The organism is Ferroplasma acidiphilum (genome assembly GCF_002078355.1).
GTDB classification, from domain to species: domain Archaea; phylum Thermoplasmatota; class Thermoplasmata; order Thermoplasmatales; family Thermoplasmataceae; genus Ferroplasma; species Ferroplasma acidiphilum.
In genome coordinates this window covers 460,958-482,036 of record NZ_CP015363.1, presented here as the reverse complement: position 1 = coordinate 482,036, position 21,079 = coordinate 460,958, and the positions used below count along the sequence as shown (strand labels likewise).

The following is a 21,079-nucleotide window of genomic DNA, read 5'->3' as shown; positions in this document are numbered from 1 at the left end:
TAAATATTTTCTATATAAGTTTTACCCTTTTGGCATTATTTATTAAGTGGCATACTGTTGAAATGTTCGTATCCCTTATTTATTACTGGAACCCATGCCCTGCCATCATAGATTACATTATCGCCGTTATATGTTTCGCCTATGCAATGGACTTCTATATTTTCATGTGACATGGCTGCCATAAATTCTTCAAGGGAATTTTTTTCAACTGTAAACATCAGTTCATAATCTCCGCCAAATGACAATGCTATGTCGCTGACTGAAAAATTGGAGATGGATGCAGCCTTTTCAACATCCCTGTCAAATGGTATTTTATCACCGTATAGTTTAAAGCCAACGCCAAAGTCAGTTGAAATTTGATGTATAGAAGCGTAAACCCCGTCTGATAAGTCCATCATAAATTTTGCCCCGGAGGCACTAATTTTTATTGCTTCATTAATCCTTGGCTCAACATCAAGCATCTTTCTGATTCCCAGTTCACGGTTTATTCCATACATGTAATAAATATATCCGGCGGCCGATGACCCTAAAGAATTTGTTACCATCAGAAATTGCCCGGGTTTAATTTCTGATCGCCTTCTTATAAGTTCCGGCACCTGTTTCCCTATTATAGTACCGGCTGCTGTAAAATCAGAACCTTCTTTTGTATCGCCACCAATGATAGACACATTAAACTTGTCCAGCTCGTGCCTCACTCCCCTGTAAAATTCCTCCAGATAGGAAATATCATATTCAGGAGATACAGATAAAGAGATAAGGAAACCTGATGGTATTCCGGCCATAGCTGCAATGTCGCTCAGGTTAATTGCCGCAAAAAATTTTCCGGCGAGAAAAGGTTCTGCGCCTTCTGGCAAATGGGTTTCCCTTGTTATAAGATCCGTTGATAACAAAGCATAATAATTGCCAAAGCCTATAATTGCACAATCGTCCCTGTTGTCAAGATTTTTAGAGCCATCTTCAAGGGTTTGTATTATTTTTCTCTCCCCTAAATCTTTTAATTTCAATATTTCTCTTATAAATTTGTTTAATTTAAAGTTTGCCCTCTAAATTTTCTGTGTGGAATTAGCAGTTTAATGGTAATGCATTGTTGTTAAAATTGGAAAATTTTTATATGTGATAGATATACTCTATCATAGGTGATAGAATTTATTAATAATATGGATACCCTGAGAAATGAACTTTACAATAATTCCAGAGATATTATCAAACTACTTGAAGAAAGGAGGGAAATAGCTGGTAAAATTGGGGAATGTAAGGTTGCCGGAGGTCTGAAAATAAGAAATCGGGAGAGGGAAATAGAGATATTAAAATCCCTTTCATACGATCATTTCACTGAATTTGTGTTGAATTTGCTTTTCGAGTTTTCAATAAATTATGAAGTTTTAAATAGAAACTCTGCTGATAGTGTAAAGTATTCCAGAATTCTTAATGGAGTAAAATATATAGAATACAGAAGTGAGAGGGATAATCTCATATTTCTCCTTTCCAGAATCCTTAATCCGGGCACTGTGGTGCTATGCGATTACCATGAAATTAGCAAAATTCTTATCAGTGCCGGGCACCATATAGCAAATGCTATTGAAAAGCCTGATCTTGTTATATATATGGATGGAAGAGAAAATCAGGAGATAATAATAAAAGATGGTTCCATGCTTATATCTGAAAATTTCCTTGCCAGTAAAGCAAATATATATACCGTGGAAATACAGTAATATGCATTTATTAATAGTAGGATCAGAGGGGCGTTTAGGAAGAACATTGATGAAAATTTTTCCCGGGTCATCATCCATAGACCTTGAAAATGAAGATCAACTTCAATCTGAACTTACAAAAGCTGATTTTGCACTTCTAGCAGTTCCATTGGAGGAAACAGTGAATATTATCCGCAGTTTTCCTGAATATAGAGGGTTTGTTGATTTAACATCCATGAAGTATAACATGGAGGAATTTTCCGGGCATATAATAAGTATTCACCCATTATTCGGGCCAGAATCCTATAAAACTAATAAGACAATTATCTTCATTAATGATATTTCAACTCCTGATTCACTGGATAAGGTAAAAGAACTATTCAATGGATACAGAATAATATCTATGAATGCCCGAGAGCATGATTATCTTATGAGCGAACTACTTGTGAAACCATATATACTTTCATACATATCTGAAGCTAGCAATACAGATATAGTAACAGGTTCCTATATCAAATTTCTCGAGATTGAAAAAATAAAACATAATGAAAATACCGAAATTTTTCTTGACACAATAAAATACAATGAAAGGGCCATGGAAATAATAATAAATATAGAAAAAAAACTGGATGAGCTTAAAAAATTAATAGGTAATAGATGAACCTGATAAGCGTTTTAGAAGCGTCATATAATCACCCTGGAAGAACATTTTATCTTCCAGATCCAGATCATATCTATAGTCTTCCAGATCCAGTGAATTATAATAATCACTTAATTCACCAAAATCATGGTCAAGGGAAGATTGCATTATAAGGTCAAGCAATTTGCCGTCGTATTTATCGTTATGCACTCCTCTCTCCTTATTCCCGCCTGTAGGGTATGACAGGACAGGGTACTGGCTTCCGAGGTCTATCAAAATCTTTGCCAGGGAGTATAGCCTGGGTGGGCGGTACAGTCCCTTTTTCCATAGTTTCTCTACCAGTGTATTCTTCTGGATATTCATTGGATTTATTGATATATCTGCCGAGTATGGGGCTACAATAGAAACTGATTTTTCTATATCAGCAATAGCCATTTTTTCTGATATGAATGGAGGTTTAAACAATAAATACGTACGTAATTCTATTTTTTCCTGTTGCAGAATTTTTGCAGCATCAATAAATTTTTTCAATGTACTTCCCTTATTAACTGAATATTTCATAATATAGTCATCTGCACTTTCTAGCCCTATGGCTATTCTCAGGTCAATCTTTGCCTTTTTAAATGGTTGCAATGTTTCAGGTTTTATATATTCTGTTCTTGACTCTACAAGCAATTTATCAACCTTATCTTTCATCCTATCGATAAAGTAATCCCTCACGGCAGGGTGTACTTCGTTGGGATCGAGAAAACTTCCGGAAGTAAATATTTTCAATACTTTTGTATCGTTAAGCGAATCATATAATGTATCTACCTGCCTCATAAGATTTTCATCCACTATTTCAGGGGAGGTGTCATTAAAATAGCCACACATGGAACATGCCGTAAATTTATACCACGCACATCCTGTTGTCCTGAAAATACATACCATTGTTTTCTCCGGGCTACCTCTCAGGCGATCCAGTTCTTTCCAGATGGAAACTGGTTTATCAACATCATTTTTTCTGTTATTTTCATGCATGAGGCTTTTAATGTAAAGCGAATAATCTCTAACTACCATTTATTTAGTATTAATCCTATCTATATGAGTATTGTTGTCTATTTATTTGAAAATATGTAATATTTTTAATTTCTGTGAGCTTTTTTCTTTAATTCTTTTTTTCTATGGTAGTGTTTATATAGAAACGCAATTCAGGATATAATAGTAAATCTCTATTAGGTAAAAATTATATATTATCTTCAAATCAACCTTAGAGGGCTCGTAGTCTAGTGGTATGATGTCTCCCTGACACGGAGAAGGTCACCGGTCCGAATCCGGTCGGGCCCATTCCATTAATTGTAAGTAAAATGAACTCATATAACACCTTTTATAGATGCCTTTAAAATGTTTTAGATATATAGAAATTATTGAATATTTGAAAATAAAAGTCAATCCAATTTTCACATCCATGTTATTATGCCTTCTCTGTTATCCTTATAAATAACTTCATACCTCCGTGGCCTTCAAAAATGATTTTGTTCTCTCTTTAGACTTGCCTCTAATCCGGACACTTTTAGATTAGGTAGTTTGGCTAATAGCTCTGAGTTCGAAAGCGTAGTATTGTAATAAGCAAAGAGTAAGGTGATATAAAAATAATTATTCATTTTAATCTGTTCTCATATACAATACAGAGTTTTTGATTAATATCTAAAGCCATAGTCGTTATACTTTAAAACAACTATATAGTCATTAATTCTCGGTTCGACGATACCTATTATTGCATATATGGATATTAAGTGCCTGAGGATAAATAATAAAATCTGTGAAGGTTGTGTACATAATTATGTGTAAATATAAATCCCCTGTTACTAGCAAATTTAATCATCAAATAACATGGAATGATACACCTTTTGAGCAAGGGGGTAACAAAATATTGAAAATACAGATATGGATAGAATATTGAAGGAAACAATAAAAGAGAGAATGAATTTTTGAAATAAGAATAACACTGTGCAATCAGATAATGTACATTATTTTCTGTAAATTGTAAATAGCCTTACTCTCTGTTGATTTCCTCCATATTAATATATTTTCTTCCTGTTACATACCCCTCATTTATATCTATCATTAAGGTTCCACTTCTTTAAATCCCTCATATTCTCTCTGTTCAATCCATAACTTTTTATCTTTTCTTTTATTACTTCTAATTGGTCTTGCATTTTTTTCATCTCCTAATTTAAATTATGCAAGACCATTTATAATTTACAGACAATTACTTACACTATCGAATTTATGAAATTGATATGAAGGGCAACATAGAATTAAAGCAATAATGGAGATATCTGAATTGGTAATATAACTCAGGTCATCTTTATTTCTGCAATTTGGGAATATAAATTCCTGATAAAAGAAGATGTAGCAGATTCAAAACTATCGCAGAATTTTACAACGCCCAAATAAGAAAAAAATTCCTTTGCTTTAACACAAATATTAGCATAAATGTATTATTTTGGTATCAATTAACTTATGGAGTAAAGCCAGGGCGTTACTGAACTGCTGTTTATATAGCTCCCTAGCAAACTATTCTGATAGGTTCCGTGTACCAGTACAAAGGAATTAACTGATGCTGTTCCGTTATACAAGACAGTAATTGATTTACCATTGTCATTCAGTGTGAATGCAGATTGCCCGTTTACTGTTACATCTTGCGTTATCTTGCCGGCTAAATAATATGAATTATTGTCTTTCATTGCAGAAGGGCTGGTGTTTAGAATAGTTGGTATAAGGCCGTATATTAATAATGCCAGTACAATTATTATTACAAGGACTATTATTCCTTTATGTTTATTTCTTGCCATTTTACTCATATACCTATCTATAATTATCTATTTAAATACATCTACACAACCTTCACTTATTTAAAATATTAAAATTTGAAAGTACACTTATTATTTATAGATTCTATATGCAGTTATTTCCAGTAGTTTTCATATCAATCTCAATTCTTTAACTCCGGGCAGGAGATTTTTTTTATGCATTATTTCATAGAAGAATTCCAGTCCTGATTTTACATCATCTATGGAAACATTGTATTCCTTTACATCCGCACCTATAGTACCCTTTATAACTTCAAGGCTGATATCTGAATTCTGCACCTCTCTCATAATTTTTACATCTACAGGCAGTATTTCCTCCATATGTGATTCGGCATATTTTTTGCTTTTATTGTACAATTCCTTGAATTTTAAAGCATACTCCTCTCCAATTTCAGAGTTGATGACAACTGTTCCCATGGGCATCGGCCTGTTGCCCGATAATTGTTTCCACATTTCCCACATGCTTGCAAGCCTTACAGGTTCAACTCCCATCTTTCTCAGGTCATACATTGCCTTAAGTTCATGGACTGCAACCATAACACCGTCTTCGTTCACCATGGAATTTACCTCATCGAGGACCCTGTGTACCACTATAAGTTTCTTATACTTCCCGATTAGCAACTTATACAGGTTAAAGGCAGTGGTGTTCAATCCGTGGACAATTATTTTAGAATTCTTTATTTCATCAATATCCATTTTTTTCATTGCCAGAATGGGCATTCCTGTGATTCCGTCAACAGCCGAAGCAACAGCACTTGAAAGGATAAAGTAATCATTCTGGATATAAGGGTAAAGTGCAGCCGATGGAACTGATATATCAACATCTTTTTTCACTATTTTATCATTAACCTCCTGCACAGTTGGAATGAACTCAAACTCCAGGTTAAAATCGTCGCTTTTTACCTTCTTTTCCAGTAATGGAATAAATGGGTATAGATCTCCGGAATCTGCTAAAGCACCAATTTTTAAGGTTTTCATATCTGGTTATATGCAGATAATATTAAAACGTTTCAGCAAATTCAATTTTTCCTTTGTTTCAACATGATTATAATTAAACTCTCGATATAGAAATTTCCAGAAGGTAACTGCATAGAAGTGGAATATGCGTATGATTTTTATATTAATACAGGTTATATATGCTATGGTAAAAATAGCACTCACACAATTAAAGCCTGTAGCAGACAAGGATGTAAGCTTAAGAAATATTGAATATTATGCTGGCACTGCGGCTGCAAATTCCGCTGATTTAATAGTATTTCCAGAATATTATATGTTTTATTCACAGTATAAGGATGCTATAATAAGAAATGCGGAGGTGCTTAATGGCAATTATATAAAAAGGATAAAAGAGATATCCAGAACCAATAAAATCGGCATAATAACTGGCATCAATGAGGTCTACGACCATAATTATTACGATACTGCCGTATATGTAAACGATGGTGAATTATTAAATTATTACAGAAAATCGCATCTGTACGATGCTTTTGGATACCGGGAATCCGATATTTATACATATGGAAATGGACCATTTAAAATTTCGAAAATAGGAAATATAAATTTTGGGATGTTAATATGTTATGATATAAGATTTCCTGAGGTTTTCAGGAATTACTCACTTAATGATGCGGATATGGTTATACTGATTTCAGCATGGTTTGCCGGCCCTATAAAAGAGGAGCAATGGTTATCACTTGTATCCACAAGGGCACTAGAGAATACAACATACCTGGCTACTTCTAACATGATTGGCGGTGGCTTTACTGGCATAACTACATTTACCGACCCCATAGGAGCTATAATAAATAGGGCAGCAGAAGATGAAGATATTATTTATTCGATCATTGATACAAACAGGATATCAACTGTAAGGAAAAAAATGCCGGTTTTAAAACAGAGGAGGCCGGAATTATATAAACTGTGAGTGCTCTATGATATATATTATAATAAGGCGGGAGATTTCTAAGTATCTTGTTACTAAAATTTCATGTGATCATATGTTTGATAAAATAGAGCGGCTTGATGATAATGAAGTTATAATAGATTTTCTTCTTGTGTATTATATTAGCAATGAATTCATTGATGCATACATTGCTAACAGGCACATGAGCATGAAACACATAGTTGAGAAAAATATACCACTGTCAATGAAAAAATTATTAAGCCAGCAATCGGAACTTTAATCTTATCATATATTTAAAATTAACGAACTATTATTTATCGCAAATATTATCCCTGTCATTTATATGCTATCATGGCAGAATAACCAACTACCCTTTTTCTATCCTTGCTGTAATCGCCGGAATTGCTATGGTTTAATAGGGCTATTTTCCCTTTCATATTTTTGGTAATTAACATAAGTATGGCAATAGCCCCATAACCACATGCAGTAATGCCATATTTTTCAATATCCTGGTAAAATTTTAGTGTACGCATTTCCTGTATGTCATTTATTAAAATCTGATCCAGCTCATTGTTTTTATCATATGGGAGGTAATGGTTAAAATTTGAGCTTATAAGCACAAACGGTTTTTCCTCCAGGCTTTCAATGGTCTCTGCTATGTTTCTGGCAATAGCTGCTCCCTGATTCCCAAGTATTAATGGTGTAAAGGTAAAATTACTTTTAAAAAGGTATTGTAAAAATGGAAGCTGGACTTCTATTGAATGCTCTGTTATGTGTGCTTCCTTATCGTCATGGATAATATCAGATTTCAAAAGCAGCCTCTCAGATAATTCGGAATTAACCTTTGCATAGCCTAGAGGAGTACTCCAGTAACCATCCAGATATATGGCAGGATATGCAGGAAATTTTGAATGGTTAGGCCCGATTATAAGGAATGTCCTTTTTTTGCTCTCCTGTATTATTTTGTATGCATATGCAGCTGTATGGCTGGAATACATATACTGGCCATGTGGAACTATGGCCCCTATGAGTTTTTTATACCGAATATCAGGCATTGTTATATCCATGGAACCCTTAATACTATCCATAAGTGCTTCATAGTCATCCGGATAGAATCCCCCCGATACGTGTGGTTCTCTGGTGTTATCCATATATAAGAATTACTATTATTTATATAAAGTTTATATAAAGGTTTAAACTCCAATTATGATTATATATAAATGTGGAGCACTCTGGCAATTCACTTAAAAATTGACAGAGAGTCTTTGGAAAAATTCAATGTGTATATAGAAAGGAAGGATAGCCCAGATCCATTCTACCCACGGTTGCGCATAAAAATAATTTATGCTAAAGACAGGTTCATTTATGCATTATACTGGGGCCATAGGCCGGGAACAGATATATTTTATTCTTAATATTTTAATAATATTTATTATTCAATTCTTTATCATGAACCAATTGATAGATATTTCATATATCGGCAATTCATGATTTTAATCTTATTTAATGATCATTTAAAAGTTAATATTTTTACAAGTTCTAGTATAAAGATGAAGTTAGCTACTTCACGCCCCTCTTTTAAAATCATATTGTGATAAAATGAAAATTGTAATATCGACGATAGGTGTTATTATACTATTTCGTAGAAATCTCGTGTTCCCTAGGGTTATTCTGGGATATTCCAGCATATGTCCAAACATTTAAATATTTCATATATATTATCAGCAGAGAAATATGAGTACAGAAAGCGAGCCACCGAGTGAAAAACCTGTTACGGCTATAGTCGATGTTTTTGTAGATACTACAAAAATAGAAGACGTTGTTAATGAACTCTGCCGACTTGATCGGGTAGAGGAAGTCTACGAAGTTACAGGCGAATTCGATATAGCAACAGTTATTAGTTCTAGAAATATAGAAGACTTCAGGGATTTTCTGAAAAATAAAATTATGAAGATACCTGGAATCAAGAGCGTAGTTAGTTCTATAGTGCTGACCTCAGATAAAGGACCTAGGTCAGATAGGAAACAGTAATTAACCCACCCTGAAGTGAGTTTTTTTTCAGGAAAATGTAAATGTGAGGATATTATGTATAACAAAGATAGTAAAACAAAAACTGGATATAATTTAAAAGGCATATTGAGGAAAATTTCATTTAACCGTGAAATTGAGAAGGCTTTGACAGAGGATCGATATTGTAAAGATACTGCATTAGTGTACTTTGAAAGGCTGGAGGGGAAACCATCATGATTGGACCTTACTATTTTCTTATTATTGCACTTGTCTGGGCAATAGTTGTCCTTCTTGCATGGATTCTTGCTAAATACCTGCAGGGTGTGTATGACAGCGGCAAAACAATTTTTGATAAAATAATGGATCCAGTTGACAATGTTATTTACAAAATTCTAGGCATAGACAAAAATCAGGAAATGGGATGGAAGGAATATTTTCTCTCCCTGTTTATATTCAGCATATTCACAGCGATTATTTCATTTCTTGTGCTATCATTCCAGGGAGTACTGCCATTGAATCCCATGAAATTTGCTGGATTGAAATGGCCACTGGCATTAAATACTGCCCTTTCTATTTCTTCCAATACTAACCTTCAACATTATGCCGGGGGATCATCACTTTCATATCTCGGGCAGATGGCAGGAATCCAGTCCCTCCAATTTACTTCAGCAGCAACTGGACTCGCTGTGGCTGTTGCGATTTTCAGGGGATTTGTAGGTAAGAAAGATGAAAAGTCAAAGCTCGGAAACTTTTATGTCGACCTTATAAGAAGTATAACTCGCGTTCTCCTTCCACTATCGATAATAGGAGCAATTATAGTTATAGCCCTGGGAGTTCCGCAATCTCTATCCGGATACGATCTGACAACAAGTCTTTCAGGAATTTCACAGATAATTAAGGTAGGGCCTGTTGGTTCTCTGGTTTCCATCATGCAGTTGGGTACCAATGGTGGTGGATATTTCGGTGCCAATTCTGCATATCCTTTGCAGAATCCAGGCCCGCTTTCCAATTATGTGGAATTGGGAATGATGATGTTAATTCCGACTTCAATGCCTTTCCTTTTTGGAGGGATGTTGCGGAATAGAAATGAGGGGAGAACCATTCTCCTGGCATCATACACACTTTATGCTATTGATTTGGCAATAGCCCTGATACCTGTTACAACGCTGGGAGCAGGTATGGAAACCAGATTTGGCGGATTTTCTCCAGTTCTATGGACAGTAACAACAACGGCATTCACCACGGGCTCCGTAAACACTTCACTGGCTGCAATGCATCCTCTTGTAATTCTTGCAGCATTCATGGGAATGATTATTCAGGCAACGCCAGGTGGAATTGGGGTCGGAGCTATGTACATGCTTATGTATATTATCATAACTGTGTTCATTGTAGGATTAATGGCAGGCAGAACCCCAGAGTATCTGGGTGGCAAGATAACTGCTGGCGATGTTAAACTTGCCGTCATAGCTTTCCTGGCCCACCCTATAATAATACTCGTTCCAACTGCCCTGGCATATGCTACAGGAGCGGTACATGGAATTGGGTTGGGAAGTGGACCTGTGGGTTTCACACAGATCCTCTATGAGTTTACTTCATCTGCAGCCAACAATGGATCAGATTATCTGGGTACACAGGCGAACACAACATTTTTCAACGTTTCCACAGGAATAGTGATGTGGGCTGGAAGATTTATTCCTATACTTATAATGCTTGCCATTGCCGGTAGAATGCATGAAAAAAAGAGAAGCTCTGAGGCTGCGCTTAGAACCGATGGCCTGGTTTTCCCTGCGATACTGATCGTAAGCATTTTTATACTGGCAGTGCTTACGTTCTTTCCATTTCTTGCCATTGGCCCAATTCTTATGCATCTGGAGGGGATAGGAAATGCTCTTTAATAAAAATAAAAACTTTGAAGGTAAAAAGGAATCAGGAAACCCTGAAGGACATATCAGCTGGGCATTTATTATAAAGGATTCGATCCTGAGGATGAACCCTGCCCGGCTTATAGGAAATCCTGTTATGTTCGTGGTTGAATTGTCATTCTTTGTCGTTCTCCTTATGGCAATAGTTCCCGGGGCATTTCCCCATCTGGCACATCAGAGCAGCAGAATGTTCTATGCAGATGTTGCGGCGATTCTTCTTATTACAGTATGGTTCAGTACAGTATCTGATTCCTTTGCCGAAGCCAGATCCAGGGTAACTACTGCCAGCCTGAAAAAGCTCGAGAAGGAAGGAATAGCAAAGAGAATAAAGGAAGATGAAGGCAGTGGAAGAACTATTGAATCTGTAAAATCATCAGAACTCAGGAAAGGAGATGTAATACTCATTGAAAAGGGGGACCAGGTTCCGATAGATGCTGAAGTTACAGAGGGGATCGCTATGGTTGATGAATCACTCCTCACAGGGGAATCTGCTGGAGTGAAAAAATCTAAGGGCGATACAGTTATAGGCGGCTCTACGGTAATAAGTGATTCCATTGTTGCCATTGTTAACGTTAACCCGGATGAAACATATATCAGCAAGCTTGTGAAGATGGTGGAATCTTCAGAAAGGCCTAAAACACCCAACGAACTTGCGCTTTCCATATTGCTTATCGGGTTAACCGGCGTATTTACTATCATTCTTATATCTCTAATTGCATTCTCCCTTTTGCTTAACCTTGGAGCCGATCTTTCTGTGCTTATCGCCCTGTATGTTTGCCTTCTGCCTACAACCATAGGGGCACTGCTTCCTGCAATAGGAATTTCAGGAATAACCCGGATGTCAAAGAACAATATTATAGCAAAATCAGGCAAAGCTATAGAAACTGCAGGAGACACAGACACGATACTTCTTGATAAAACGGGTACCATAACTGTTGGAAACAGGCTAGCCTATGAATTTATTCCACTAGGCACCCACACAGAAAGGGAATTAGCTGAAGCCGCATTCCTATCGTCCTGGAACGATGATACCCCGGAAGGAAAGAGCATCCTGGAACTCGCATATAAGAAGAAATTCGTTCCGAGGGAATATGATGCCCTGAGAGAAGGAGTACAGGAAGAATTCAGCGCAGTTACAAGAAAGAGCGGGATAACACTTACCGATGCGGATGATTTTACCCTGCTTAAAGGAGGGAGGGATATACTGCAAAGGCACAGATTCCGGAGAAAATTCGAGCTACAGACACCCATGACACAGGAAACAACAATACAGAAAGGTGCTCCAGAATCGATCAAGGAATCCGCAAAAATATGCCCTGATGGATATGATGATGTGGTAACCAGGATAACATCAGAAGGAGGTACCCCCATTTCAGTATCAATGGATGGAGATATCCTAGGGATTATATATTTCAAGGATGTGATTAAACGGGGAATCAAAGAAAAAATACTAGGGCTCAAAACTATGGGCATCAGGCCGGTAATGATCACTGGAGACCATCCACTTACCGCAAAAAATATTGCCGGCGAGGTGGGAATTGAGGATTATGTTGCCCAGGCAAAGCCCGAGACAAAGTATCAGAAAGTAAAGGATGAACAGGCTGAGAACAGGATTGTGGCAATGATAGGAGATGGTACAAATGATGCTCCTGCCCTTGCAGCTGCGGATGTGGGCCTTGCAATGGCATCAGGTACGCTTGCTGCAAAGGATGCTGCAAATATGGTTGACCTTGAATCAAACCCTTCGAAGATAATCGATGTGGTGATGCTTGGAAAACAGCTCCTGATGACTAGGGGTACCATTACAACATTCAGCATAACAAATGATGTGGCCAAATACTTCGCAATAGTGCCTATAATGTTTGCCAGCATCCCGGCTCTTGGAGCTTTGAATATCCTTGGCCTTTCACCACATATTGCAGTGCTTTCTGCTTTGATTTTCAATGCTGCAGTTATCCCGGCACTGATACCACTGGCACTCAGGGGAACCACATTCAAACCACAGAGTACACTGAAGCTATTCCTTAAAAATCTGGTCATATATGGTGGGGGAGGAGTTTTGTTGCCCTTTGCAGGTATAAAACTTATTGCGATAGTTCTGGTATTTCTAGGAGGTGTAATATGAAAACAAAAAAAATGATTTCAAGCAGCCTGCGCATGGCAGTTATCCTTGTCCTGATTTGCGGTTTACTATATCCCGCTGTTGTCACCGGGATAGGTCAGGGTGTTTTCCCATACCAGGCAAACGGTGAATTAGCTAAATTAGACAATACAACTGTGGGCTCATATCTAATAGGGCAATCCACTAATAACTCACAGTACCTGTTCAATGTGAGGAATAATTCAGCCTCTGGAGTTGACCCTGATATTACTGTGGCAAGCGCACTTATCCAGGCACAGGTAATCCACAATGCAACAAATATATCTCTGTCCTATCTGGATGGATTAATCCACAACAATACAAGGCACACGCTATTCTTCTTCGGGACAGCCTATGTAAATGCATTGAAGCTGGATATCCAGATAATAGATGAGTTCCACAGCAAAATAGCCGTATACAATAAAATCTATAATAATGTTTGTAAAACAACAGGTTAAGTAAATATAACATTGGAAGCTTCGTTGAATAGAGTATTCATAGTCGAACTGTACAAACATACTCTAATTTTAGCTTCTAATGTGTTCCAATAATTTTAAACACTTTTTAATTTAATTATCTACCAAAGGTTGTTATTCTAATAATTATTCCCATAATGATTTATGGAAATTATCATATAGATGGAATTCATCTCAGCAGGAATAAACGGAATGGACAGTTCAAAACTTCCTTATGTGATTATCAGCAATCGCTCCTATCATACTATAGACTTTTTATACCGGGGACCCCGGGGAAACCTTTAAAAGTGGCATGATTATTTTACCCCTGCTCCTACAGGCATATAATTTTCTGATTAATTTAAATACAATGCAGGCAATAAAGAAAAATTATTTCAATAATAGATCAGGAACTTAATTTCAGGCAATTGCTTATTATTCGCTATAAAAATAATAACTTGTATGAAAAAATATAATATATTTAAACAAAATTTATTTTTTCAGAATACACGTGTTCGGCAAGTTTTTTCAATTCCTGATTTCCATAAAATATAGATTTCATTACTATTGAATCCCTGTAAAACTTCTCAACGCCAAAATCCTGGAAATATCCATACCCACCATGTGTGTTGACAGAATATCTTGCAATTTCAACCATGGATTCCATGGCCAGATTAAATGCATAATATGGGTCTACACCACCATAAAGGGCACTTCTTAAAACAGATTCTATGGATCTGAATCTCGACAGCCTGAATGAAATAGGTTCAAAATCCTTAAGATAGTTGCCGAAGGCTTTTCTCACAGATGTGTAATCAATGGCTTTTTGAAGTGCCCCGGATATCATTCCAAGTGCAATTGCAGACAATGGGCCATATGATTCCTCTATAATTTTATCCTTCCTGCTTTTCTGATCAAGAATGGTTATGCTATTATCCAGTGTTACATCCCCGAATTTCATTCCTCGGAATCCCATGAAATCCCGAGCGGCTGATTTAAACTTGCCTGAAACCATTGATGTTTTTCCATTGAATAATATAATATTCTCAGCATCTGTACCGAGAATACTTTTTAATGTTCCAGAAAGTTTCCCTGAATTTTCCTTCAGATCACTTCCATTACCTATAACATCAACAGCAACATCCAGCTTTCCGGATGCTGCATCTGTTAGTGTGGATTCAGCAGATGTACCTTTTACAGAGGGATAATACAGTGAATTTAAAATGAAAATTTTCATTGCTACTGAAGGTGAATATTTAGATATTTCTTCAAGTATAATTTCATATGACGTATTATCCAGTTCAGAACCGGAATACTTTGCTGGAATTGTAGCTCCAAGAAAACCCTGGGAAGCCAGAAGTTCTGTTGTTGCTTTGCTAATTCCTTCGTTTTCGATCTTCTTTTCATCGAGATTTTTTTCACAGAATTCTGCTACGGTTTCCTTTAGAATATTATTTTCCTCTTTCATCTTTATTCACCTTTTAATATATACCTTGCAATTACCAGCTTTTCTATTTCGCTTGTCCCTTCCCAGATCTCCATTATTTTGGCATTTCTGAATATTCTCTGGACATCTTCATATGCAGAGTGGTCGCCAAGTATTTCCATGGCAGATTCTGCAGCATATACTGCCGTTTCACTTCCATAAGCCTTTGCCATGCTGGTCAATTCCGGTTTTGGCTTGAATTCAAACAGGTATGTAGCGGCATTGTATGTCATTTGCCTTGTGGCTTCTATCCTTGTGCCCACATCGGAAAGCCTGAACATTGATTCCTCGTCCTTTATGTTATTCTCCTTTATGTAAGACTTAATTTTATCAAATGCACCTCTTGCTATTCCCAGTGACTGTGCTGCCACGTAAATTCTGCTTATATTGAAAAACATCATAATATAATAGAAACCCTTTCCTTCCTCGCCTATAAGGTCGTCCTCACTCAGTTCAATATTGTTAAATTGCAACTCAGCTGTATTTGTAGCCCTGACTCCCAGTTTGTCAACAAGTTTGTTTGCCTTGAAACCTTTCAATTTTGTATTCACAAGAAATGTACTCAAACCATGGTGGGGGTTTGAATCTTCAGAAGTTCTTGCCAATACTACCAGGTAATCAGCTATTGAACCATTTGTAATGAACATCTTTGAACCATTCAATATATACTTATTGCCCTGTTTCTTTGCTGTGGTTTTCAATCCAGCCACATCACTTCCGCCCGATGGTTCTGTGACACCAAGACCAAGTATATACTTTCCTTTGTAAACATCTTCAAGTATGGCTTTCTGCGCATCGCTCCCGAATAGCATTATAACTTCACTGCCGAAATATGGTGTAGTAAGAGCTATCCCAAGCCCGGCATCAACCCTGCAGAGCTCCTCAATTCCGATCATTACCTTTGCCGGGTTCTGCATATCAACTATTCCAAGTGAAAGTGATTTCTTTCTCAGTTCATCAGGATATGCTTCCTTTCTATCATAATCTGCTGCCACGTCCTCTGTAAATTCTTTCAGGGCGAATTCCCTGATTTTATTTCTGTATTCATCATATTCTTCAAACATTTAAACACGCTCCAATAGCATTGAATAGCCCTGCCCACCGCCAACACATAATGTAGCGATTCCGAGGTCTCCTTTTTTGTCCTCAAGTGTCCTCGCCAGTGTACCGGCTATCCTGGCACCTGTTGCTCCCAATGGATGGCCTATAGATATGCCCCCTCCATGAATATTCACACGGTTAAGGTCCAGGTTAAATGCATGTACTGCGTTTAAAACAACAACAGCAAATGCCTCATTTATTTCCCAGTAATCTATATCTTCCGGTTTCAGGTTATTTCTTTCCAGTACCTTCTTTGTAGCAGGAACAGGCCCTTCGCCCATTATTGTAGGATCAACACCAGCTGCTGCAAAGTCCACTATCTTAGCCATGGGTTTTAGCCCGTATTCCTTTAATTTTTTCCCTGACATTAACATAACCATGGATGCGCCGTCGTTCAGGGAAGAAGAATTCGCTGCAGTTATTATTCCATCTTCGGAATATGCTGGCTTCAGTGATTTAATCTGCTCCAGTGTAGTATCCTTTCTAATTCCCAGATCTGAGGTTATTGTATTTCCATTTACGGTAACGGGCATTATTTCGCCTTTCATGAAACCATCTTCATAAGCCTTTGCTGCCCTTTTGTGTGAATTGTATGAGTATTCATCCATTTCATCCCTGGAAATATTCCTTAGCTTGGCAAGTTTTTCTGCGGTCAATCCCATATTGTATGATACATTCATATTAAATTTTGAATACTTCGGGTTGGCCATCAATTCCATATTTGGTTTTATAAACTGGTTATCTACACCCAGTGGCACATGTGTCATATGCTCCATTCCGCCCGAAATTATTATGCCTGCTTTGCCTGCCATAATTTCCAGAGCCCCTATGCCCGTGGCGTTCAATGAGGATGAGCATGCCCTGTCAAGGGACATTGCAGGAACTGAGACCGGCAGATCTGCAAGAAGTACAGGGTGCCTGCCACCATATGTCCAGTTTTCTCCTGCCTGGAAAGCACATCCGGTAATAACATCCTCGATCTCAGCCGGGTTTATCTTAGTTTCACTGACAGAATGCCTGATCAATTCAGACAGCATCTTATCCATTCTCAAATCATTATAAACATCTTTTTCAGGGTCCCTGGGACGTGCCCTGGAAAAGGGTATTCTTCTATAATCAACTATGTATACATCTTCCATTATCTCTCACTCCAATTTTTTTCTAAGTACAACCTTATTTATTTTTCCTGTTCCTGTCTTTTCAAAGTCATCCACAAATATATAGTCATCCGGAAGCCAGAACTTGGCTATTCTCCCTGTGTCCACAAATTGCTGCATGTGTTCTTTTATGGCTTCTACGGTTGCTGTTCCTTTTATAAAAGCTACTGGCCTCTCACCCCACTTTTCATCGGATTTTTTGGTTACGGCAACCTCTCCTACTCCGGGAACGGTGCTTATGAGGTCCTCAAGAACCATTGACGGGATAAATTCACCACCGGATTTTACAGCATCGCTTTCCCTATCAACAATTTTTATATATCCGTATTTATCCATTGTTGCCAGGTCGCCTGTATGCAGCCATCCGTCGATCCATAGCTTTGCAGTTTTCTCCGGGTCTTTCAGGTAACCTGCTGTCAACCATGGTGCCTGTACTATTATTTCTCCTATTTCCGTATCGTCTTTTGCTACATCTTTTCCCTGGTAAACAACACGCAGGTTGACCATAGGAACAGGTACACCGGTTTTTCTGCGGTATTTTTCCTTTATTTCCTCGCTTAAGGGCAGTATATCATTGGTATAACTGGCCAGTGTGAGGATAGGGCAGGTTTCAGACATCCCATATCCTGTTACAAGGGACATGCCTATAGACTCGGCAGATCTGGCTAAGCCTTCATTCAGTGCTGCGCCACCGATAACTGATTTTAGCTTTAGTTTGCCGAGCACTTCCGGCCCCCTCTTTGCCTGCAGGAGCAGATACAGTATCGATGGAACCATTGCGGAATTGGTAACATGCTCCTTTTCCATTGTTTCCACTATCCTGTCCCATTCGTATTTTCCGGGAAGCACATATTTCAATCCTTTCATTATGGCGAAGTATGGCATGCCCCATGCATGTACATGGAACATTGGAACAAGGGGAAGAAGAATAGATGTTTTATTAAGCAATATTGGATCATCTGATAGGCCTTCTGCAGTAGCCATGCTGTGAAGCACAAGCTGCCTGTGGTTGTAATACACTCCCTTCGGCAGCCCGGTGGTTCCTGATGTATAAAATAGTGTAGCCATGTCATTCTCATCCGGAGGTGTGATATTATAATCTGTGTCTTTTAAAAGGTCATCGGCATAATATACATTGTCGAGCTGATAATTTTCATGCCCGTGCTCGGAGTAAACAATAAAACCCTTTATGAATTCAAACATATTTTTAAATTGCATTAACAGTGGCATAAAATCTGAATTAACTACAATATAGGTATCCTCTGAATTTTTTATGGTATAATACAGTATTTCTGGAGGATATCTGATGTTTACCATATGTATCACTGCGCCAATCATTGGAATAGAGTAATAGCAATACATGTAATTTATAGTGTCGTAATCAATTACTGCTATCCTATCACCGGGTTTAACGCCTATCTTTACAAGATTGGCTGCAAAATTTTTGACGTTTTTGTAAAATGAATTATATGTTAACTGCAAATCCTTATAGATAATTTTCTGGTCTCCATTTGCCCGAACTGCACTATCAAGAAGATTATTTATCGTTAACTTAAAATCAGCCATAGGTTATGATAATTTATTGTTTTATAAGCTTTATCATTACAACGTTAACATTGTCCTGCGTAGAAAAACCGGATATTTATAAATATTGAATTTTATTTAATAACCTGTTCCCGCTATGTTATTAAGTATTTTTTTAAGTTTATACATGGTGTTTTACAAAACATAATTTCTGAATGAAAAAGGATTTAAAGTTAAAAAATATATATCAGCATGATTAAACAGGTAGCGGTAATCGGCGCAGGTGTAATGGGTCATAGCATAGCTGAAGTCTTTGCATTAAATGGATATAAGGTGAATCTGGAAGATTTTTATCCGGAAGTTATAGAGAAGGCAAAAGTGGGCATTAATGGCAGCCTGGACAAACTCATTGCATCGGGGAAGATTAATGATGCAGCTAAAAAAGCAGCTCTGGACAATATCAAATTTTTTAATAATATTGGAGAAGCAGTAAAAAATGTAGATCTGTCAATAGAAGTTGTACCTGAAATTTATAATATTAAAGTCAAGGTGCTGAAGGAGATAGCAGAGAATACGGATAAAATAATTGCCTCCAACACATCAAATATTAGAATTACTGAAATGGGAGAAGAAATAAAAAATCCTGAAAGGCTTGTTGGAATGCATTTCTTTAATCCGCCGATACTCATGAAGCTTGTTGAGGTAATAAAGGGAGATAAAACTTCCATGGAATACGTTGAAGAGATATATGAACTGGCTGGAAAAATAGGGAAAAAGCCCATAAAAGTCCTTAAGGATGAAGCAGGATTTGTTGTCAACAGAATATCTGCCCCCGAGATGCTATTACTCTGCAATGCATATGGCAATAAAATAGACCGCCCTGAGGCAATTGACAAATACTTTAAATCCCAGGGGCTGCCCATGGGTCCCTACCAGCTGTTCGACTATGTAGGCCTGGATACAGTTGTTGATTCTCTCCAGTATTATGGAAAAGAGCTGTCTCCGGATTATGGAAAATGCCATGCCTTTGATAGTTTCATAGAGGCAAAGCATCTCGGGCTTAAAACAGGCAGTGGCATATACAAATGGGAAAATGGAAAAGCTATTATCCCGGATGCCAACGAAAGCGAAAAAATTAGCCTTATGGATATGTTTGCCCTGGAAATCAACGAAGCTACAAAGCTTATAGAAGACGGGGTTGCAGTACCTGACGATATAGAAATTGGAGTAAAATACGGGCTAAACAGGCCATTCGGGCCAATCACCGTGGCAAATGGATTGAGCAACGATGAGGTGCTTGAGACACTTAATAACCTTTACAAACAGTATAAAATAGAGGTTTTTAAGCCATCAAAAACTATAGAGTCCCATAAAATGAAGGAGTCTTTCAATAAAAAACCTGTTGAAGTGAAAAAGGAAGAAAAATCAGGGATTCTTGATTATAGCAAAGATGGCAAGGTTGGTGTGATCACAATTAAAAATGGGAAAAATAATTTAATGAGCTTTGAGCTCCTGAAGGCACTGGACAAACAACTTGATGCCATAGAAGAAGCCAATGATGTAAATGTGGTAGTAATAAAAGGAAATGAAAGGGCGTTCTCTGCAGGAGCAGACCTGTCACAGTTTATAAGCAATCCATATATGTTTATGAAAATATCAAATACAGGGGAAAGCATATTCGACAGAATTACCAGGATGAATAAGATTTTCATTGCACAGCTGCGTGGATATGTCCTTGGAGGTGGCTTTGAACTGTCACTTGCATGCGACATAAGAACGTCTTTGCCGGATTCGGTAATAGGATTCCCCGAGACATCCCTTGGACTTATACCTGGATACGGAGGAAGCCAGAGGCTGCCAAACCTTATAGGAATTTCCAGGGCAATGGACATGATATTGACCTGCGAGAGGATTAGCGGTGAAAAGGCATATGAATACGGAATAATTACAAGACTATTTAAAGAAGAGCTGGAAGAAAATACAATGAAACTTGCTAAAGACCTTTCAGAGAAGATATCGCCTGCATCCGTTTATGTAGCCAAGCGCCTTATATATAATACAGCAACAATTAATCTTGATGAAGAAGCACTTTCAATGGGCATGCTATATGCAGGAAACGACATGAAAGAGGGCGTTAAGGCATTCCTTGAGAAAAGAAAACCGGATTACAAAGGGAATTAATAACCATAATAATA

19 protein-coding genes and 1 tRNA gene are annotated in these 21,079 nt (G+C 37.4%); 11 read left to right on the top strand and 9 right to left on the bottom strand.

What is annotated here, in order from left to right:
• Positions 1–35: 35 nt before the first annotated feature.
• Positions 36–1,004 (bottom strand): thiamine-phosphate kinase, encoded by a 969-nt coding sequence (locus tag fad_RS02620; RefSeq protein ID WP_009887588.1) that lies wholly within the window; start codon positions 1,002–1,004, stop codon positions 36–38.
• Positions 1,005–1,136: 132 nt separating this feature from the next.
• Here fad_RS02620 and fad_RS02615 point away from each other — a divergent pair, with 132 nt between their 5' ends.
• Positions 1,137–1,712, top strand: coding sequence for a chorismate mutase (locus tag fad_RS02615; protein WP_009887587.1), 576 nt, complete (start codon positions 1,137–1,139; stop codon positions 1,710–1,712).
• Between the two features lies 1 nt (position 1,713).
• Positions 1,714–2,352: a Rossmann-fold NAD(P)-binding domain-containing protein gene (locus fad_RS02610; protein WP_009887586.1), complete on the top strand. Its 639-nt coding sequence runs from the start codon at positions 1,714–1,716 to the stop codon at positions 2,350–2,352.
• Here fad_RS02610 and fad_RS02605 read toward each other — a convergent pair.
• A complete protein-coding gene (locus fad_RS02605) occupies positions 2,335–3,390 on the bottom strand; it encodes an archaeosine biosynthesis radical SAM protein RaSEA (protein WP_009887585.1) in 1,056 nt (351 codons plus the stop codon). The genes fad_RS02610 and fad_RS02605 overlap by 18 nt on opposite strands.
• A 195-nt stretch (positions 3,391–3,585) precedes the next feature.
• Here fad_RS02605 and fad_RS02600 point away from each other — a divergent pair.
• Positions 3,586–3,657 (top strand) — tRNA-Val (locus tag fad_RS02600).
• A gap of 1,172 nt (positions 3,658–4,829) precedes the next feature.
• On the opposite strand, the gene fad_RS02595 is transcribed toward fad_RS02600, so the two are convergent.
• On the bottom strand, positions 4,830–5,168 hold the full coding sequence (locus fad_RS02595) for a hypothetical protein (protein ID WP_009887584.1): 339 nt from the start codon (positions 5,166–5,168) through the stop codon (positions 4,830–4,832).
• A gap of 129 nt (positions 5,169–5,297) precedes the next feature.
• Positions 5,298–6,164: a menaquinone biosynthesis family protein gene (locus tag fad_RS02590; RefSeq protein WP_009887583.1), complete on the bottom strand. Its 867-nt coding sequence runs from the start codon at positions 6,162–6,164 to the stop codon at positions 5,298–5,300.
• A 163-nt stretch (positions 6,165–6,327) separates the two neighbouring features.
• On the opposite strand from fad_RS02590, the gene fad_RS02585 reads away from it, so the two are divergent.
• Positions 6,328–7,110: a carbon-nitrogen hydrolase family protein gene (locus fad_RS02585; RefSeq protein WP_148285748.1), complete on the top strand. Its 783-nt coding sequence runs from the start codon at positions 6,328–6,330 to the stop codon at positions 7,108–7,110.
• Positions 7,111–7,183: 73 nt separating this feature from the next.
• Positions 7,184–7,369 carry a hypothetical protein gene (locus fad_RS02580; protein ID WP_148285747.1) on the top strand — a complete coding sequence of 62 codons (186 nt, stop codon included), beginning with the start codon at positions 7,184–7,186 and terminating at the stop codon, positions 7,367–7,369.
• 55 nt (positions 7,370–7,424) lie between these two features.
• On the opposite strand, the gene amrB is transcribed toward fad_RS02580, so the two are convergent.
• Positions 7,425–8,240, bottom strand: a complete 816-nt coding sequence (amrB, locus tag fad_RS02575; RefSeq protein WP_081141653.1) for an AmmeMemoRadiSam system protein B — start codon at positions 8,238–8,240, stop codon at positions 7,425–7,427.
• Positions 8,241–8,823: 583 nt separating this feature from the next.
• Here amrB and fad_RS02565 point away from each other — a divergent pair.
• From fad_RS02565 to fad_RS02550, 5 genes are all read left to right on the top strand, one after another.
• A complete protein-coding gene (locus tag fad_RS02565) occupies positions 8,824–9,120 on the top strand; it encodes an Lrp/AsnC family transcriptional regulator (RefSeq protein WP_081141650.1) in 297 nt (98 codons plus the stop codon).
• Between the two features lie 54 nt (positions 9,121–9,174).
• On the top strand, positions 9,175–9,336 hold the full coding sequence (locus tag fad_RS09220) for a hypothetical protein (RefSeq protein WP_009887577.1): 162 nt from the start codon (positions 9,175–9,177) through the stop codon (positions 9,334–9,336).
• The gene (kdpA, locus tag fad_RS02560; RefSeq protein ID WP_009887576.1) at positions 9,333–10,994 is read left to right on the top strand and encodes a potassium-transporting ATPase subunit KdpA; all 1,662 of its coding nucleotides are present in this window, start codon (positions 9,333–9,335) and stop codon (positions 10,992–10,994) included. Before fad_RS09220 ends, kdpA begins: the two co-directional genes overlap by 4 nt.
• 91 nt (positions 10,995–11,085) lie before the next feature.
• Positions 11,086–13,146 carry an HAD-IC family P-type ATPase gene (locus fad_RS02555; RefSeq protein WP_423782660.1) on the top strand — a complete coding sequence of 687 codons (2,061 nt, stop codon included), beginning with the start codon at positions 11,086–11,088 and terminating at the stop codon, positions 13,144–13,146.
• Complete coding sequence (locus fad_RS02550; protein WP_009887574.1) at positions 13,143–13,619, top strand: potassium-transporting ATPase subunit C; 477 nt, start codon at positions 13,143–13,145, stop codon at positions 13,617–13,619. Before fad_RS02555 ends, fad_RS02550 begins: the two co-directional genes overlap by 4 nt.
• A 478-nt stretch (positions 13,620–14,097) precedes the next feature.
• Here the strand turns inward: fad_RS02550 and fad_RS02545 are convergent, their stop codons facing one another.
• Genes fad_RS02545 through fad_RS02530 form a run of 4 tightly spaced genes read right to left on the bottom strand, consistent with a single transcriptional unit; the run spans position 14,098 to position 18,926 of the window.
• On the bottom strand, positions 14,098–15,084 hold the full coding sequence (locus fad_RS02545) for an acyl-CoA dehydrogenase family protein (protein ID WP_009887573.1): 987 nt from the start codon (positions 15,082–15,084) through the stop codon (positions 14,098–14,100).
• Between the two features lie 2 nt (positions 15,085–15,086).
• Positions 15,087–16,166: an acyl-CoA dehydrogenase family protein gene (locus fad_RS02540; RefSeq protein ID WP_081141648.1), complete on the bottom strand. Its 1,080-nt coding sequence runs from the start codon at positions 16,164–16,166 to the stop codon at positions 15,087–15,089.
• The gene (locus tag fad_RS02535) at positions 16,167–17,342 is read right to left on the bottom strand and encodes an acetyl-CoA C-acetyltransferase (protein WP_081141647.1); all 1,176 of its coding nucleotides are present in this window, start codon (positions 17,340–17,342) and stop codon (positions 16,167–16,169) included.
• Between the two features lie 6 nt (positions 17,343–17,348).
• Positions 17,349–18,926, bottom strand: a complete 1,578-nt coding sequence (locus fad_RS02530; protein WP_081141645.1) for a long-chain-fatty-acid--CoA ligase — start codon at positions 18,924–18,926, stop codon at positions 17,349–17,351.
• A gap of 210 nt (positions 18,927–19,136) precedes the next feature.
• Between fad_RS02530 and fad_RS02525 the strand changes: the two genes are divergently transcribed.
• On the top strand, positions 19,137–21,065 hold the full coding sequence (locus tag fad_RS02525; protein ID WP_009887569.1) for a 3-hydroxyacyl-CoA dehydrogenase/enoyl-CoA hydratase family protein: 1,929 nt from the start codon (positions 19,137–19,139) through the stop codon (positions 21,063–21,065).
• The last annotated feature ends 14 nt before the right edge of the window (positions 21,066–21,079 follow it).

Bases quoted from the DNA above. Each gene is read 5' to 3' on its own strand.
- fad_RS02610 (WP_009887586.1), top strand. From the start codon at position 1,714: ATGCATTTATTAATAGTAGGATCAGAGGGGCGTTTAGGAAGAACATTG.
- fad_RS02605 (WP_009887585.1), bottom strand. From the start codon at position 3,390: ATGGTAGTTAGAGATTATTCGCTTTACATTAAAAGCCTCATGCATGAA.
- fad_RS02595 (WP_009887584.1), bottom strand. From the start codon at position 5,168: ATGGCAAGAAATAAACATAAAGGAATAATAGTCCTTGTAATAATAATT.
- fad_RS02590 (WP_009887583.1), bottom strand. From the start codon at position 6,164: ATGAAAACCTTAAAAATTGGTGCTTTAGCAGATTCCGGAGATCTATAC.
- fad_RS02585 (WP_148285748.1), top strand. From the start codon at position 6,328: ATGGTAAAAATAGCACTCACACAATTAAAGCCTGTAGCAGACAAGGAT.
- fad_RS02580 (WP_148285747.1), top strand. From the start codon at position 7,184: ATGTTTGATAAAATAGAGCGGCTTGATGATAATGAAGTTATAATAGAT.
- amrB (WP_081141653.1), bottom strand. From the start codon at position 8,240: ATGGATAACACCAGAGAACCACACGTATCGGGGGGATTCTATCCGGAT.
- fad_RS02565 (WP_081141650.1), top strand. From the start codon at position 8,824: ATGAGTACAGAAAGCGAGCCACCGAGTGAAAAACCTGTTACGGCTATA.
- fad_RS09220 (WP_009887577.1), top strand. From the start codon at position 9,175: ATGTATAACAAAGATAGTAAAACAAAAACTGGATATAATTTAAAAGGC.
- kdpA (WP_009887576.1), top strand. From the start codon at position 9,333: ATGATTGGACCTTACTATTTTCTTATTATTGCACTTGTCTGGGCAATA.
- fad_RS02555 (WP_423782660.1), top strand. From the start codon at position 11,086: ATGAACCCTGCCCGGCTTATAGGAAATCCTGTTATGTTCGTGGTTGAA.
- fad_RS02550 (WP_009887574.1), top strand. From the start codon at position 13,143: ATGAAAACAAAAAAAATGATTTCAAGCAGCCTGCGCATGGCAGTTATC.
- fad_RS02545 (WP_009887573.1), bottom strand. From the start codon at position 15,084: ATGAAAGAGGAAAATAATATTCTAAAGGAAACCGTAGCAGAATTCTGT.
- fad_RS02540 (WP_081141648.1), bottom strand. From the start codon at position 16,166: ATGTTTGAAGAATATGATGAATACAGAAATAAAATCAGGGAATTCGCC.
- fad_RS02535 (WP_081141647.1), bottom strand. From the start codon at position 17,342: ATGGAAGATGTATACATAGTTGATTATAGAAGAATACCCTTTTCCAGG.
- fad_RS02530 (WP_081141645.1), bottom strand. From the start codon at position 18,926: ATGGCTGATTTTAAGTTAACGATAAATAATCTTCTTGATAGTGCAGTT.
- fad_RS02525 (WP_009887569.1), top strand. From the start codon at position 19,137: ATGATTAAACAGGTAGCGGTAATCGGCGCAGGTGTAATGGGTCATAGC.